16 protein-coding genes are annotated in these 13,756 nt (G+C 73.4%); 9 read left to right on the top strand and 7 right to left on the bottom strand.

Translation table 11 applies throughout. The features are described from left to right. The first annotated feature begins 38 nt into the window (after positions 1-38). The gene (locus ACZ6IM_RS26205) at positions 39-752 is read left to right on the top strand and encodes a uracil-DNA glycosylase (protein WP_469559579.1); all 714 of its coding nucleotides are present in this window, start codon (positions 39-41) and stop codon (positions 750-752) included. Between the two features lie 210 nt (positions 753-962). On the opposite strand, the gene ACZ6IM_RS26200 is transcribed toward ACZ6IM_RS26205, so the two are convergent. Next, positions 963-1,487, bottom strand: coding sequence for a GNAT family N-acetyltransferase (locus tag ACZ6IM_RS26200; protein WP_469559576.1), 525 nt, complete (start codon positions 1,485-1,487; stop codon positions 963-965). Beyond that, positions 1,484-1,897, bottom strand: a complete 414-nt coding sequence (locus tag ACZ6IM_RS26195; protein WP_052841561.1) for a RidA family protein — start codon at positions 1,895-1,897, stop codon at positions 1,484-1,486. Before ACZ6IM_RS26195 ends, ACZ6IM_RS26200 begins: the two co-directional genes overlap by 4 nt. Before the next feature lie 153 nt (positions 1,898-2,050). Here ACZ6IM_RS26195 and ACZ6IM_RS26190 point away from each other — a divergent pair, with 153 nt between their 5' ends. From ACZ6IM_RS26190 to ACZ6IM_RS26175, 4 genes are all read left to right on the top strand, one after another. Then, complete coding sequence (locus tag ACZ6IM_RS26190) at positions 2,051-2,833, top strand: nucleotidyltransferase domain-containing protein (RefSeq protein ID WP_469559572.1); 783 nt, start codon at positions 2,051-2,053, stop codon at positions 2,831-2,833. 190 nt (positions 2,834-3,023) lie between these two features. Continuing rightward, positions 3,024-4,880 carry an FUSC family protein gene (locus tag ACZ6IM_RS26185; protein ID WP_469559571.1) on the top strand — a complete coding sequence of 619 codons (1,857 nt, stop codon included), beginning with the start codon at positions 3,024-3,026 and terminating at the stop codon, positions 4,878-4,880. A 201-nt stretch (positions 4,881-5,081) separates the two neighbouring features. Next, positions 5,082-5,771 carry a DUF899 domain-containing protein gene (locus ACZ6IM_RS26180; protein ID WP_469559568.1) on the top strand — a complete coding sequence of 230 codons (690 nt, stop codon included), beginning with the start codon at positions 5,082-5,084 and terminating at the stop codon, positions 5,769-5,771. Positions 5,772-5,926: 155 nt separating this feature from the next. Further along, the gene (locus ACZ6IM_RS26175; RefSeq protein WP_052841564.1) at positions 5,927-6,112 is read left to right on the top strand and encodes a hypothetical protein; all 186 of its coding nucleotides are present in this window, start codon (positions 5,927-5,929) and stop codon (positions 6,110-6,112) included. Between the two features lie 18 nt (positions 6,113-6,130). Here the strand turns inward: ACZ6IM_RS26175 and ACZ6IM_RS26170 are convergent, their stop codons facing one another. Then, positions 6,131-6,571 carry a hypothetical protein gene (locus ACZ6IM_RS26170; RefSeq protein ID WP_469559565.1) on the bottom strand — a complete coding sequence of 147 codons (441 nt, stop codon included), beginning with the start codon at positions 6,569-6,571 and terminating at the stop codon, positions 6,131-6,133. Further along, the gene (locus ACZ6IM_RS26165) at positions 6,562-7,257 is read right to left on the bottom strand and encodes an ATP-binding protein (protein ID WP_052841566.1); all 696 of its coding nucleotides are present in this window, start codon (positions 7,255-7,257) and stop codon (positions 6,562-6,564) included. The genes ACZ6IM_RS26170 and ACZ6IM_RS26165 overlap by 10 nt, the downstream gene beginning before the upstream one ends. Positions 7,258-7,524: 267 nt before the next feature. On the opposite strand from ACZ6IM_RS26165, the gene ACZ6IM_RS26160 reads away from it, so the two are divergent. From ACZ6IM_RS26160 to ACZ6IM_RS26150, 3 genes are all read left to right on the top strand, one after another. Further along, positions 7,525-8,385, top strand: a complete 861-nt coding sequence (locus tag ACZ6IM_RS26160; protein ID WP_052841567.1) for a helix-turn-helix domain-containing protein — start codon at positions 7,525-7,527, stop codon at positions 8,383-8,385. Next, positions 8,386-8,661, top strand: coding sequence for a DUF397 domain-containing protein (locus tag ACZ6IM_RS26155; RefSeq protein ID WP_052841568.1), 276 nt, complete (start codon positions 8,386-8,388; stop codon positions 8,659-8,661). A gap of 92 nt (positions 8,662-8,753) precedes the next feature. Beyond that, positions 8,754-9,560, top strand: a complete 807-nt coding sequence (locus ACZ6IM_RS26150) for an SAM-dependent methyltransferase (protein ID WP_052841569.1) — start codon at positions 8,754-8,756, stop codon at positions 9,558-9,560. Positions 9,561-9,586: 26 nt separating this feature from the next. On the opposite strand, the gene ACZ6IM_RS26145 is transcribed toward ACZ6IM_RS26150, so the two are convergent. Both ACZ6IM_RS26145 and ACZ6IM_RS26140 read right to left on the bottom strand, forming a co-directional pair. Beyond that, complete coding sequence (locus ACZ6IM_RS26145; RefSeq protein WP_052841570.1) at positions 9,587-11,077, bottom strand: glutamate synthase subunit beta; 1,491 nt, start codon at positions 11,075-11,077, stop codon at positions 9,587-9,589. Positions 11,078-11,193: 116 nt separating this feature from the next. After that, positions 11,194-11,673 carry an anthrone oxygenase family protein gene (locus ACZ6IM_RS26140; RefSeq protein WP_052841571.1) on the bottom strand — a complete coding sequence of 160 codons (480 nt, stop codon included), beginning with the start codon at positions 11,671-11,673 and terminating at the stop codon, positions 11,194-11,196. Between the two features lie 206 nt (positions 11,674-11,879). Here ACZ6IM_RS26140 and ACZ6IM_RS26135 point away from each other — a divergent pair, with 206 nt between their 5' ends. Beyond that, positions 11,880-12,512, top strand: a complete 633-nt coding sequence (locus ACZ6IM_RS26135; protein ID WP_052841572.1) for a nucleoside/nucleotide kinase family protein — start codon at positions 11,880-11,882, stop codon at positions 12,510-12,512. Positions 12,513-12,544: 32 nt separating this feature from the next. Here ACZ6IM_RS26135 and ACZ6IM_RS26130 read toward each other — a convergent pair whose 3' ends face one another. Continuing rightward, positions 12,545-13,672, bottom strand: a complete 1,128-nt coding sequence (locus ACZ6IM_RS26130) for a magnesium and cobalt transport protein CorA (protein ID WP_052841573.1) — start codon at positions 13,670-13,672, stop codon at positions 12,545-12,547. Positions 13,673-13,756 lie beyond the last annotated feature (84 nt).

Here is a 13,756-nt window from a genome sequence, read left to right as displayed (position 1 = left end):
CGAGAGGCACGCCGCAGCGGGGGTCTTACGGTGGACGCATGGACACCGGCGGCCTCTGCGTACTCGACCAGCGCATCGCGGGGTGCCGGGCCTGCCCGAGGCTGGTCGAGTGGCGCGAGGAGGTCGCCCGTACGAAGCGGGCCGCCTTCGCCGACTGGACGTACTGGGGCAGGCCGGTGCCCGGCTTCGGCCCAGCCGACGCCCGGCTGCTGATCGTCGGGCTGGCCCCCGCCGCCCACGGCGGCAACCGCACCGGCCGGATGTTCACTGGTGACCGCTCCGGAGACGTCCTGTACCAGGCGCTGTACGACGTGGGCCTCGCCTCGCAGCCCACCGCGGTCCGTGCCGACGACGGCCTGGAGCTGTACGGCGTGCGCGTCACCTCGCCGGTGCACTGCGCCCCGCCCGCGAACAAGCCCACCCCTGCCGAACGGGACACCTGCCGCTCCTGGCTCGTCCAGGAGCTGGGACTGCTGCGGCCCACGCTGCGGGCGGTGGTCGTCCTCGGTGCCTTCGGCTGGCAGGCGGCGCTGCCCGCCTTCGCCGGTGCGGGCTGGACCGTGCCCCGTCCCCGTCCGGCCTTCGCGCACGGCGCGCACGTCGGGCTGGACGCCGCGGACGGGCCGGGCCTGCACCTCTTCGGCTGCTTCCACGTCAGCCAGCGCAACACCTTCACCGGCCGGCTCACCCCCGAGATGCTGCGCGACGTGCTGCGCACGGCGGCCGACACGGCGGGGCTGCCCGCCGGGTGAGGCGCGCCCGCGCCCTCTGGAGTCGCCGGGCGCGGCGGTGCGCGAGCGGGCCGCGCGGGCCTGGCGCGACTGGGACACGGCGACGACGAGGGCGTGGCCCTCGGGGACGACGCCGGGGGGACCGGCGACGAGGCCCCGGGACCGGCTGCTCAACGCCGCCCCCGGCGGCGACGGACGGGTACGCGCGCGGTGAGACCGGCGAACGGCGAACTAGGGCCGCGAGGGCTGCCACACGTAGCGCACGTCCGGCTCCCGCTCCTCGTTCCGTTCGCCGTCCGTCCACTGCACGGGCGTGAAACCGTGCCGCTCGTAGAAGCGCCGCGCGGGCGCGTTGACCTGGAAGGTCCACAGCGACAGCCCGCCCGCCCGGCGCTCCTTGGCCAGGGCGACGAACCGGTCCCCGAGCCCGCGCCCGCGCCGCTCGGGGGCGAGGTACAGCTGAGACAGCTCCTCGCCCTCCAGCACCATCACACCCGCCACCGCGCCGCCGGCCCCCTCCGCCACCCAGGTCTCGTACCGCTCCACGACCACGTGCCGGAAGTACGCACGGACCTCGGTGTCGGAGCGGGGCCGGACCACAGTCGGCAGCGCGGCCGCGAAGGAACGCAGCCAGACGTCGGCCGCCGCCGGCGCGTCGGCGGCGCCGGCGCGTCGCAGGACGAACGCCTCGGCATCCGCCTCACCCCGTCCGGCTCCCATCCCGGCCCCCGCCCCGGCTTCCGCCTCCTGGTTCACGGGCGGCCGGTCTCCGGCACGACCGCGGTCGCGGTGATCTCCACCAGCTGCCCCGGGTAGCCGAGGCAGCTCACCCCGAGGAGCGTCGAGGAGTGCGGACCGGTGCTGAGCCCGGAGGCCTCGACGACGTCCCAGACGGCGGACAGCGCGGCGGTCTCGGTGCTCACGACGTACACATCGCTCGACAGCACGTGCTCCAGTCCGCTGCCGACGGCACGCAGCTGCTCGGTGAGGTTCGCGATCACCTGCTCGGCCTGACGGACCGGATCGCCCTCGCCGACCAGCTTCCCCTCCGCGTCGAGCGGGACGGAACCGGCGAGGAACGCGAGCCTGGTCCCGGCCTCGACGACGGAGGCGTGGGAGTAGACGGGCGGCGGGAAGAGACCGGGCACGGTGACGCGCTGGATCACGGGGACTCCTGGAAGACGGGCGGGCAACCTCCCGATCGTCCGTTCTCCGCCCGCGCCGCGCACCCGATTTTCGCTCGCGGCCCGCACCCCGGCCGCCTAGGCTCTCCGGCGTCGGCCACACCCCGCCCGCCCCACGGTCAGGAGTCCGCACCAGTGCCCACGCCCACCCTCACGGACCAGGCCTTCCTCGACGCCACGGCCGACCGGCTCGCCGCCCTGCCCGCGGTCCACGCGGTCACCCTCGGCGGCTCCCGGGCCCGGGGCACGCACGGACCGGACAGCGACTGGGACCTGGCGGTCTACTACCGGGGTGCCTTCGACCCCGAGGACCTGCGCGCGATCGGCTGGGCGGGCGAGGTCTCGGAACTCGGCGCCTGGGGCGGCGGCGTCTTCAACGGGGGCGCTTGGCTGACGATCGACGAGCGCCGCGTCGACCTGCACTACCGGGACCTCGACGCCGTCGAGCACGAGATGACGGAGGCTCAGGCGGGCCGCTTCGGCGTCGAGCCGCTGATGTTCCACCTGGCCGGCATCCCGACCTACCTCCTGATCGCCGAGCTGGCGATCAACAAGGTGCTGCGCGGCGACCTGCCCCGCCCCGCCCGCTACCCGGAGGCCCTGCGCACCACCGCGCCCGAACGCTGGTACGGAGCCGCCACCGCCACCCTCGCCTACGCCAAGGCCGGCCACGCCCCCAAGGGCGCCCTCACCCAGGTCGCCGGCGCCCTCGCCCTCGCCACGACCCAGACGGCACACGCGGTGCTGGCGGCGCGCGGGGAGTGGGTCACCAACGAGAAGGGAATGGTCGAGCGGGCCGGGCTGGGCGGGATCGACGCGCTGCTCGCCGGTCTGACGCCGCAGCCGCGGTCCCTGGCCGACGCGGTGACGCGGGCCGGGACCCTGCTGCGCGAGGCCCTGGAGGCCGCCCGCCGCTGAGCGCACGGCATCACAGTGCGCCCCGGCGCTCGACGGCCGTCACCCCGCCGAAACAGGCCCGTTTCCGCGCCTTCGAAAACCCGTCGTACGCTTGACAGCGCGGCTGCACCGCACCGCACCACCCAGCCCGGCCACCGTCGCCCGAAGGCTCGTCACCGCCCTCGACCGGACGACAGGAGCCCCGCACCCCGTGTTCCGCACCGCAGTCCACGCACTCCCGCCCTGGCTCGGCCACGCCCTGAACGCCCAGCGCGGTCCCGTGCCCTGGAACGCCGTGGTCCGCGGCGCGCTGGCGGGCGGGCCGCTGCTGACCGTGGCCCTGGTCGCCGGGCGGACCTCCCTCGGAGTCGTCGCCGCGATCGCCGCCATGCTGGCCGGCATCAACGACCGGCCGGGCAGCCGCCGCACCTCCGTGCGCCGGATCGGCGTGCCCGCGCTCGCGGGGGCGGCCGGGCTGCTCGTCGGGACGTACACCGGACAGCACCTGTCAGCCGTGGCCCTGACCCTGGTGCTGACCGGGCTCGGACTGCTCGCCGGGTGCGTCAGCGCCGTCGGCCCCGTGGCGTCCGGAACGGGGACGCAGCTGCTGGTCACCGCGGCCGTGGGCGCCGGCATGCCGCTGCCCGACCCCGGGTGGCAGCGCGCGCTCGCCTTCCTCGCCGGGGCCGGCTGGCTGCTCCTGCTGCGGCTGGTCCTGCCCACGCCCACCTCCCTCACCGGCGACCTCCGTCTCGACTTCCGCTTCGACGGGGAACGGGCGGCCGTCGCCGACGTCTACGAAGCCGTCGCCGCGCTGCTCGACGCCGTCGGCACGGAGCACGCCGTGGCCCGCCGGGCCGCGCTCACCGCCGCCCTCGACCACGCGCAGGACGCGCTCGCCGGACCCCGGTTGCGCCGCCGTGCCTCGACCGCGGCCGAACGCCGGCTGCACGCCCAGTACGCCGCGGCACTGCCCCTCGGTGAGGCCGCGACCGCGCTCGCGTGGGCGGAGCAGGCGGTGCCCGCGCGGGCCGTCGAAGGGCCTCGGCGGCTCGCGGCGGCCGTCCGCGGCAACACCCACGCCGGGCCGCTGCCCGCGCCCAGCCGGACCGAGCCCGCCCTGCGCGCCCTGGACGACGCCCTGCTGCACGCGGCGGAGGCCTTCGACCGGGGCAGGGGCCCCGACCTGCACGTCCGCAGGCGCTCGCCCCGCTCCGTGGCGCGCGCCGTGCTCGGCCCCGGCGGGCGGGAGTACGGGCTGCGGGTCGGGCTGTGCTTCGGTGCCAGTGCCGCCGTCGCCCAGGCCCTGCACCACGGCCACTGGTACGGCTCCCACCAGCACTGGTACTGGCTGCCCGCCACCGCCGTCTTCCTCGTCAAGCCCGACCTCGGCCCGCTCGTGTCCCGGGTGCTGTGCCGGGCGGCCGGGACGGTGCTCGGAGCGCTGCTGTTCGCCGGGTTCGCGGCCGTGCTGCCCCGGCCGGAGGGGCTCGTCGTCCTCGTCGCCGTCTGCGGGGCCCTGGTGCCGGTGGCCGCGCGGCACTTCGCCGCCCAGACCACCGTCGTCACCGTCCTCGTCCTCGCCCTGGTCATGGTCGGCGGCGAACCGCAGGCCTCCGCGGGCCGCATCGGGGAGACGCTGCTGGCCTGCGCGATCGTGCTGGTGGCCGGGCACCTGCCGATGCCGGGGCAGCGGGGCGCCGGCATCCGGGCGGGCATCGACGCCGCCGACGCCGCCGCACAGGCCTACCTCACGCACGTACTGGGCGAGTCCGACGACCGCGCCACCCGGTGGACGCTGCGCCGGGAGGCCTACCGCACCCTCGCCGAGGCCCGTGCCGCCAGTGCCCGCGCCGCCGCCGAACTGCCCGCCCTCGCCCGGCATTCCGAGGGCACCGACGAGGTCGCAGCCGTCCTCGAACGGCTCGTCGACACCACCACCGCGTGCGCCGTGCACCTCGACGACACGGGGCGGCTCACCTCCCGCCACACCGAACGGCTCGCCGCCCTGCGGGACGAACTCGCCGAGCGGCGCGGGCGCGTGGGCGGGCACCGTACGTTGGCGTGAGGACGCCTGCTACCCCCGAGCCCGCCGCCCGCCGCACCCCCACGCCTGTTCAGAGGCTGTTCAGGGACCTGTCGAAAAGAATCTTGCCGGGCAGCGATGAGTTCCGCTCCGCCCTTCGGTCACCACCCGGACGGCCCGACCGCCTCGGACCGTCGGCCGTCGGACCGAAGCACGACGCACGTCGCACAGGAGGCTGGAGCCATGTCGCTGCCCGAGATCGTCACCCGCGCGGACTGGCGCGCGGCGCGCGAGGCCTTACTGGCCAAGGAGAAGGCGGCCACCCGCGCGCGTGACGCCCTCAACGCCGAGCGGCGCGGACTGCCCATGGTGGAGGTCGACAAGGAGTACGTGTTCGAGGGCGGCGACGGCAAGGCCACCCTGCTCGACCTCTTCGAGGGCCGCGAGCAGCTCGTCGTCTACCACTTCATGTTCGCGCCCGAGTGGGACACCGGCTGCCGCAGCTGCTCGGCGTTCCTGGACCAGATCGGGCACCTCGCGCACCTCAGGGCCCGCGGCACGTCGTTCGCGGCCGTCTCCCGGGCGCCGTATCCGAGGATCCTGCCGTTCAAGGCGCGGATGGGCTGGACGCTGCCCTGGTACTCGTCGTACGTCAGCGACTTCAACACCGACTTCGAGGTGACCCTGGAGCACGAGGGCGAGCTGGTCGAGCGGCCGGGGCTCAGCTGCTTCCTGCGGGACCGCGAGCGGGTCTTCCACACCTACTCGACGTACGAGCGCGGCCTGGACGGTCTCGGCTCGACCACCAGCCTGCTCGACCTGACCGCGCTCGGCCGGCGGGAGCCTTGGGAGAAGCCCGAAGGGCGGGCGTCGGCTCTCGGTGCCCCTGCGGGCAGTGGGAGAGTGCGCTATCACGACGAGTACGAGGACTGAGACGCTCGGTAGCGGAAACGGCCGAACGGCCGAGGCGCCGCTCACACTTTGCGGTGAACGGGTGTCAACTATGTCTCAGTAGCATCACCGGGCGAGGCGTTCGCTCCATGGTTGGCGTTTAACTCTACGAGTACAGCGCTACATGGAGGTGCGGAGTGAACGGGCGAACGGTGCTCGAACGCTTTCCCGCCGGTGGGCCACGGGGATCCTGGCCGGCGGAGGAGTTCGCCCAGGCGCGGCGCCTGGAGGGTCTGCCCGCCGAGGTCGTGATGGACCTCGCCACGGACATGTTCCTGGTCGTCGTGCGCGGCGGCGACGCCGCGGGTGGCGCGGCGGCCTGACGCGCCGCCGCCCGGCGGCTACGCGCTGACCGTCCGCGACCAGGTGGGCGTCGTGTTGGTCAGCCGGCACAGCGCCAGATACAGCGGGATGGGCGGCGTGTAGGGCACCGTGCCGTCCGAGCGGTGGAGGAGGGCGGGCAGATCCGCACCGCCGGGCACGACCGCACCGGTGGCGTAGCGTGCGGGCGCGGGCCACTCCAGGGCGTAGTCGGAGTCCGACGGAACGATCCACCACCAGTGCGTCTCATCGGCGTAGACGCACCCCACACGCGGCAGCCGGGGCAGCACCTGCTGGCCGAGGATGGCGGGCACCGCCACCGCGTCGCAACCCAGCGGCGCCGTCATGCCGTCCGGCACGGGCAGTCTCTGAGGTGTCCCGGTGGTGTGCCGTCCGCGCTGGAGGCGGACCATCGTGTCCAGACCGAGCGGTCGGACGCCGGACGCAGCCCTCATAGCCATTCGGTCCCCGTTCCGCGGAGTGTTTCCCGGTCCTTCCGGCTCTCACTGGTCTCCCGGGCTTGCCGTGCCTCCCGGCCCTCCCCGCGGCGCGACTCGACCTCGCCCTCGTCCCCCGTGTCGTCCGCGGGTGCGGGCTTCGGCCGGGCGCCCCAGCCCAGGTCGTTGTGGGGCTCCAAGGGGTCGCGCGGTTCGTCGGCCTTGCGCGGCAGCTCGGCCCAGACCAGCAGTCCGGGACCGTGTTCGTGGGCCCCCCAGGCGTCGCACAGGGCGTCGACGAGGAGCAGGCCCCTGCCGTGCTCGTCCTCGGGCTGCTGATCGGCCGAGGGGTGGGGCTGGCCCGGTGCGCAGCCCTCGTCGCGCACCGCTATGCGGACCAGGTCGTCGGCGTCGTGCAGCTCGCACACTATGTGTCTGCTCGCCGTGTGCACGATCGCGTTGGTCACCAGCTCGGAGACCACCAGGGCCGCGGTGTCACAGGTGTCCTCGCACACCGCCCAGCCGCTCAGCCGGGCCCGTGTCAGGCGTCTGGCCTGCGAGGGAGAGCCCGGATGAGCGGCCAGCTCGAAACGGAACCGGCGCTCGGCGGCGGCGGCTCCCGAGGAGCCGGCTCCCATGGCGGCACCGAGGCCCAGGGAGCCCGCGGTGGCGTCTGTTCCTAAGGGCGCGGACGGAATCACGCTTGCCACTATCGCCCCGCCGTGAACACTTGGCAAGTGTCACTCTGAAAAATGCAGAGTGCTGTGTGACGTTCTGGACGGCCGTGGCACACTGCTCGCAACAGCACGTCGAGCGGCGCCACTTCAGGTCGTCGAAGACCTCTCCCGGTTTTCGAACAGATCTTCGAATGGCGCCGCCGGGCTGTCCGCACCAGGACACGCCGGGGTTCGCCGAGGCTGTCCGTACAGGGGAACAGGGACGCAAGGACTCTTTCGGGACTCTTCAGGAGGTGGGCGGTGAGCGAGCCGCGGTCCGCGCCGACGGTCGGCCAGGTCGTACTCGGCCGGCGCCTGCTGGACCTGCGGGAACGTGCCGGTCTCAAGCGCGAGGAAGCCGCCCGCATCCTGCGCGTCGCCCCGGCCACGGTCCGCCGCATGGAGATGGCCGAGGTCGCCCTCAAGATCCCGTACCTCCAGCTCCTGCTGAAGGCCTACGGCGTCGGCGACGAGGAGGCCGACGCGTTCGTCCGGCTGGCCGAGGACGCCAACAAGCCGGGGTGGTGGCAGCGCTTCCACGACATCCTCCCCGGCTGGTTCTCGCTGTACGTCAGCCTGGAGGGCGCGGCCTCCCTGATCCGCGCCTACGAACCCCACTTCGTCCCCGGAGTGCTGCAGACCGAGGACTACGCGCGCGGCGTGCTGCGCTCGGGCGCCATCGGACAGACCCGCCCCGACGACATCGAGCGCCACGTCGACCTGCGCATGCAACGCCAGGAACTGCTCACCCGCGAGGACGCACCCCGGCTGTGGGTCGTGATGGACGAAACCGCGCTGCGCCGCCCCGTCGGGGGGCCGGAGGTGATGCGTGCCCAGATCGACCGGCTGCTCGAAGCCACGAAGCTGCCCAACGTGACGCTGCAGATCGCGCCGTTCTCCAGCGGGCCGCACCCCGGCACGTACGGGCCCTTCGTGCTGTTCCGATTCGCCATGCCGGAACTGCCGGACATGGTCTACAGCGAGTACCTGACCGGCGCCGTCTACCTCGACGCGCGCGCCGAGGTGGCGACCCACCTCGAGGTCATGGACCGCATGGCGGCGCAGGCCGCCACGGCACATCGCACGAAGGAGATCCTCCGGGGTCTCCGCAAGGAGCTGTGAATGAACCGCATCAAAGCCCAGCGCACGCCACTGACCCGCGGTGCGCGGATCTACAACGGCATGCCCGCCCGTGAGCTGGGCAGCGAGGGCTGGCACAAGCCGTGGAGCGGCGGCAACGGAGGCAACTGCCTGGAGGCCATGAAGCTCGCCGACGGCCGGATCGCGGTACGGCAGTCCACCGACCCGGACGGACCGGCGCTCATCTACACCTCGGCCGAGATGACGGCGTTCATCGAGGGCGCGAAGGCGGGAGAGGCGGACTTCCTTCTGTCCTGAAACAGGTCATCCCTTTGGCTTTTTCTTTTTAAGCTGTTTGGCACTGAGTTGATCACCCATCGCGACGAGGACTCACCACCTGGGAGTGCGTCATGACCGGGCAGCACAACCCCGCCGGGATCGACACGAGCAAGCCGCACCCCGCGCGGATGTACGACTGGTATCTCGGCGGAAAGGACAACTACCCGGTCGACGAGGCGATGGGCCGGCAGATGCTCACCCTCGACCCGAGGGTGCCGGTGATGGCGCGGGTCAACCGCGCCTTCATGCATCGTGCCACCCGATGGCTGGCGGGCCACGGCACCCGGCAGTTCCTGGACGTCGGCACCGGTATACCGACCGAGCCCAACCTGCATCAGGTCGCCCAGGAGATCGCGCCCGACGCCCGCGTCGTCTACTGCGACAACGACCCCGTCGTGCTGGCCCACGCGGCGGCCCTGCTGCGCGGCACGCCCGAGGGGGAGACCGAGTACCTCCAGGCCGACGTCCGGGACCCGGACGCCGTCCTGGAGGGGGCCGGGAAGATCCTCGACTTCGACCGGCCCGTCGCGCTGTCGCTGGTCGCGCTGCTGCACTTCGTCCCGGACGAGGACGGGGCGCACGACCTGGTCCGCCGGCTGCTGGACGCGCTGCCCTCCGGCAGCCACCTGGTGATGACCCACGCGACGGCCGACTTCACCCCCGAGGAGTCGCGGGCGGCCACCGAGAAGCTCCGCGCCGCCGGGGTCACCCTGGCCCTGCGCTCACGCGAGGAGTTCGCCCGCTTCTTCACCGGCCTCGAACTGGTGGAGCCCGGGGTCGAGGTGCCGCACCTGTGGCACCCCGAACTGGGCGATCCGGTCGCCGGCCAGGACGACGGCATCATCCCCGGGTACGGGGCGGTGGCACGCAAGCCGTGACAGGGCGGGCCCGCCGGTGACGCCGCTCAGACCGTCATCGGCCGGTCGTACGGGCCGATCGGTGCGGGCAGCCGGCTGGTGCCGCCGGACAGGTGGCGGTCCACGGCCGCCGCCACCGCCCGCCCCTCCGCGATCGCCCAGACGACGAGCGACTGTCCGCGTGCCGCGTCCCCGGCGGCGAACACCCCCGGGACGTTGGTCGCGAACTCCCGGTCCCGGGCGATCGTGCCCCGTGGTTCCATCTCCAGTCCCAGCCCGTCGACGAGTCCGTCTTGCCGGTCCGGTCCCGAGAAGCCCAGGGCGAGCAGGACCAGGTCCGCGGGGAGCGACCGCTCGGTGCCGGGCAGCGGCCGGCGCCCGGCGTCCACCCCGACCAGGTGCAGTGCACGCACATGGCCCCGCTCGTCGCCGGTGAAGCGGAGCGTGGACGCCGCGAACAGCCGGGCGTCCGCGTCCGCCGCCGGCGCGGTCCGCAGCTCGCCCGCCTCCTCATGCGCCGCCGACAGCCGGTACAGGCGCGGATACGTCGGCCAGGGCTCGGCCTCCTCGTCGCGTTCGGCGCCCGGCTGGGCGTAGATGTCCAGCTGCGTCACGGACGCCGCCCGCTCCCGCACCGCCGTACCGAGACAGTCCGCGCCCGTGTCGCCACCGCCGACGATGACGACGTGCCGCCCGGCGGCGGACAGCGGGGAGCACTCGAGGTCGCCCGCGCACACCCGGTTGGCCAGTGGCAGGTACTCCATCGCCTGGTGCACCCCCGCCAGCTCCCGGCCGGGCACGGTCAGCTCGCGCCAGGCGGTCGCCCCGGCGGCGATCACCACCGCGTCGTAGCGGGCCCGCAGCGCGGCGGCGTCCACGTCCCGTCCGACCGCCGTGGACGTACAAAACCGCGTCCCCTCCGCCCGCATCTGGCCGATGCGCCGCTCCAGATGCCGCTTCTCCATCTTGAACTCGGGGATCCCGTAGCGCAGCAGCCCGCCGATCCGGTCGTCCCGCTCGTACACGGCGACCGTGTGCCCCGCCCGGGTCAGCTGCTGCGCCGCCGCGAGGCCCGTGGGCCCCGAGCCGATCACCGCCACCGTCCGCCCGGACAGCCGCTCCGGTGGCCGCGGCGGGGTGAAGCCCTGCTCCCAGGCCATGTCGGCGATCGCACACTCGACGTTCTTGATGGTGACGGCGGGCTGGTTGATGGCGAGCACACAGCCCGCCTCGCACGGCGCCGGGCACAACCGGCCGGTGAACTCCGGGAAGTTGTTCGTGGCGTGCAGCCGCTCGCTCGCCGCCCGCCAGTCCGAACGGGCGACCAGGTCGTTCCACTCCGGGATCAGATTGCCCAGGGGACAGGCCTCGTGGCAGAACGGAACACCGCAGTCCATGCACCGGTCGGCCTGGCGGCCCACGATCGGCAGCAGCGCCCCCGGGACGTACACCTCGTCCCAGTCCCGGACCCGCTCCCCGGCCGGCCTGCGGGGCCACTCCTCGCGGGGCGTCGTCAGGAAACCCTTGGGATCGGCCATGGCCGTCTTCCTTGCGTGCGCGGTGGCTCGCCGTGCGCCGTGGGGCTGCACTCTCGCGCTCCACGATACGACCGGGCCGCCCCACGCGCAGAACACCGGACGGCTCCTCGCCCCCCTCAGGCGAGGGCCAGCACATACGCCACCGCCGAGGCGGTTGAGGCTCCCGCGCGAACGTGGTTCCAGGCCGTCCACTCGCGTATGTACGCGGTCCAGCGGCCGGCCGCCTCCGCGGAACCCGGCTCCAGCCGGAGCAGCGCGTCGTTCCGTGGCACGTTGGCCGCCGCGGTGACTCCGAACGACCCGACCAGATACAGCCCGCTGCCCAGCAGCAGCTCCACCGCCGCGTCCTTCGGCCACTGCGCCAAGGTGACCACGGCGATCACCACGGCCAGCACCGCCGTCCCGAGGAACACCGACATGAAGGCCGGCCGAACCGCGGCCTTGTTGATCGCGTTCATCGCGGCGATGCCCTGGGCGGGCGGCAGCGAGGCCAGCCCCCGCATGACGAAGGTGGAGAACGCGCAGAAGACACCGGCCGTCACCCCGGTCCCGAGCACGCCCAGCACCGCCAGCACGAAATACGGTCCGTCGATCATGTCCTGTCAACTCCCACCCGTCTCGGCTCCCACCCGTCGATCGCCCCAAGTCAACCTCGGCACCGGCACGGTGACCATGGCCGAGCGCCGCGGGTCCATGCGTGAGCGTCCAGCGGGCGGGGCTGGGGGTCGCGTGCGAGGCGGCGGACGGCGGACGACGGCGACCGTCGTGTCGGCCGACGCGGAAACTGACGCATCATGGGCGGGTGCGACTGGAAGCGATCACCTGGGACCGGCTCGGCGACCGGCTCGCCGAGCGACTGCTCGACCTGGAGCCCACCGACGGCAGTGCCTGGACGCGCGTCGCCCTCGACGGCGCCCCGGCCGCCCGCCCGGGCGACCTCGCCGAACGGATCGGTGAGGCGCTGCGCGTCCGCGGCCGCCCCTCCCTCGTCGTCGGGACGGAGGGCTTCCTGCGGCCCGCCTCGCTCCGTCTGGAGTACGGACACCAGGACGTCGAGTCCTACTACAACGGCTGGTACGACACCGGCGCCCTGTGGCGCGAGGTTTTCGATCCCCTCGGCCCCGGCGGCGACGGGCGGGTCCTGCCCGACCTGTGGGACCCGGTCACCGACCGAGCCACCCGCAGCCCCTACGTCCGACTCCCGCCCGGCGGCGCGCTGCTGCTCCACGGGCCCTTTCTGCTCCGTCACTGGTTCCCCCTCGATCTGAGCGTCCATCTCGTCCTCACCCCGGGCGCCCTGCGTCGCCGCACCCCCGGGACCGAGCAGTGGACCCTGCCCGCCTTCGAGCGCTACGACGAGGAGACCGACCCGGCGGGCGCCGCCGACGTCCTGGTGCGTGCCGACGACCCGCGGCATCCCGCCTGGAGCGGCTGACCCGGAACGGCCGATCCGGAGCGGCCGGCCTCTCAGAGCCAGCCGTTGCGTCGGAAGCCCCGGTGCAGCGCCAGGCAGCCGACGGCTATCACGCCTATGACCAGGCCGTAGCCGTACCGCCAGCCCAGCTCCGGCATGTGGTCGAAGTTCATGCCGTACACCCCGCAGACCATCGTGGGCACCGCGACGATGGCGGCCCACGCCGTGATCTTCCGCATGTCCTCGTTCTGCGCGACCGTCACCCGGGCGAGGTGTGCCTGGAGGATCGAGTTGAGGAGTTCGTCGAACGCCGCGATCTGCTCGGTGGCCCGCAGCAGGTGGTCGGCGACGTCGCGGAAGTAGGCCTGTATCTCCGGCCCGATCACCCGGAACGACCGGGTGGCCAGCTCCTCCAGCGGCCGGCCGAGCGGCACCACGGCCCGCCGCAGCTCGAGCAGTTCGCGCTTGAGCTGGTAGATGCGCCCGGGGTCGACCCGCGCGCCGTTCTCCGCGAACACCTCCGTCTCGACGTGGTCGATGTCCTCCTGGACCGACTCGATGACGCTCAGGAAGTCGTCCACCACATGGTCCGCGATCGCGTGCAGCACCGCCGACGGTCCCTTGGCGAGCTGCGCCGGATCGGACTCCAGCCCTTCCCGCAACGGCCCGAGCGAGCCGTGCCGTCCGTGCCGCACGGTGATGACGAAGTCCTGCCCGGCGAACACCATGATCTCGCCGGTGCTCACCACCTCGCTCGTGGCCGTCAGTTCCTCGTGCTCCACGTAGCAGACCGTCTTGAACACGGCGAAGAGCGTCTCGCCGTAGCGCTCGACCTTGGGGCGCTGGTGGGCCTCGATCGCGTCCTCGACGGCCAGGGGATGCAGCTCGAAGAGCTCCGCGACACCCGCGAACTCCTGGTCCGTCGGCTCGTGCAGGCCGAGCCAGACGAAGCCCGCTCCGCGCCTGCGCATCCGCGCCACGGCCTCGACCGGATCGCCACCCTCGGGCGTGCGGACACCCTCCCGGTAGGTCACGCAGTTCACCACCGAGGAACCCAGCGGGGAACGGGCGTGGTGGCTCAGGTCCACCCGCGGCCGTCGACGGGCCAGCCGAGCCACCTTCCGGAGGCCGCCGGCCCTTCCCAGCCCCGTGACCTTCCGCAGATTCCCCGCCATGGTCATCCGAATCTCCCCGCGTGGATCCCCTCGCGGGGTGCTTCCCGCGCCTTGGCACGCCAGTTTGCCAGCCCGGCGGGAAGGGCGAAC

The organism is Streptomyces sp. NPDC042336, assembly GCF_055581985.1.
This window is presented reverse-complemented; position numbering and strand designations above follow the sequence as displayed.

Excerpts from the sequence above, each read along its gene's own strand:
- ACZ6IM_RS26205 (WP_469559579.1), top strand. The coding sequence starts at position 39 with ATGGACACCGGCGGCCTCTGCGTACTCGACCAGCGCATCGCGGGGTGC.
- ACZ6IM_RS26180 (WP_469559568.1), top strand. The coding sequence starts at position 5,082 with ATGTCGCTGCCCGAGATCGTCACCCGCGCGGACTGGCGCGCGGCGCGC.
- ACZ6IM_RS26170 (WP_469559565.1), bottom strand. The coding sequence starts at position 6,571 with ATGGCTATGAGGGCTGCGTCCGGCGTCCGACCGCTCGGTCTGGACACG.
- ACZ6IM_RS26155 (WP_052841568.1), top strand. The coding sequence starts at position 8,386 with ATGAACCGCATCAAAGCCCAGCGCACGCCACTGACCCGCGGTGCGCGG.
- ACZ6IM_RS26150 (WP_052841569.1), top strand. The coding sequence starts at position 8,754 with ATGACCGGGCAGCACAACCCCGCCGGGATCGACACGAGCAAGCCGCAC.
- ACZ6IM_RS26145 (WP_052841570.1), bottom strand. The coding sequence starts at position 11,077 with ATGGCCGATCCCAAGGGTTTCCTGACGACGCCCCGCGAGGAGTGGCCC.
- ACZ6IM_RS26140 (WP_052841571.1), bottom strand. The coding sequence starts at position 11,673 with ATGATCGACGGACCGTATTTCGTGCTGGCGGTGCTGGGCGTGCTCGGG.
- ACZ6IM_RS26130 (WP_052841573.1), bottom strand. The coding sequence starts at position 13,672 with ATGACCATGGCGGGGAATCTGCGGAAGGTCACGGGGCTGGGAAGGGCC.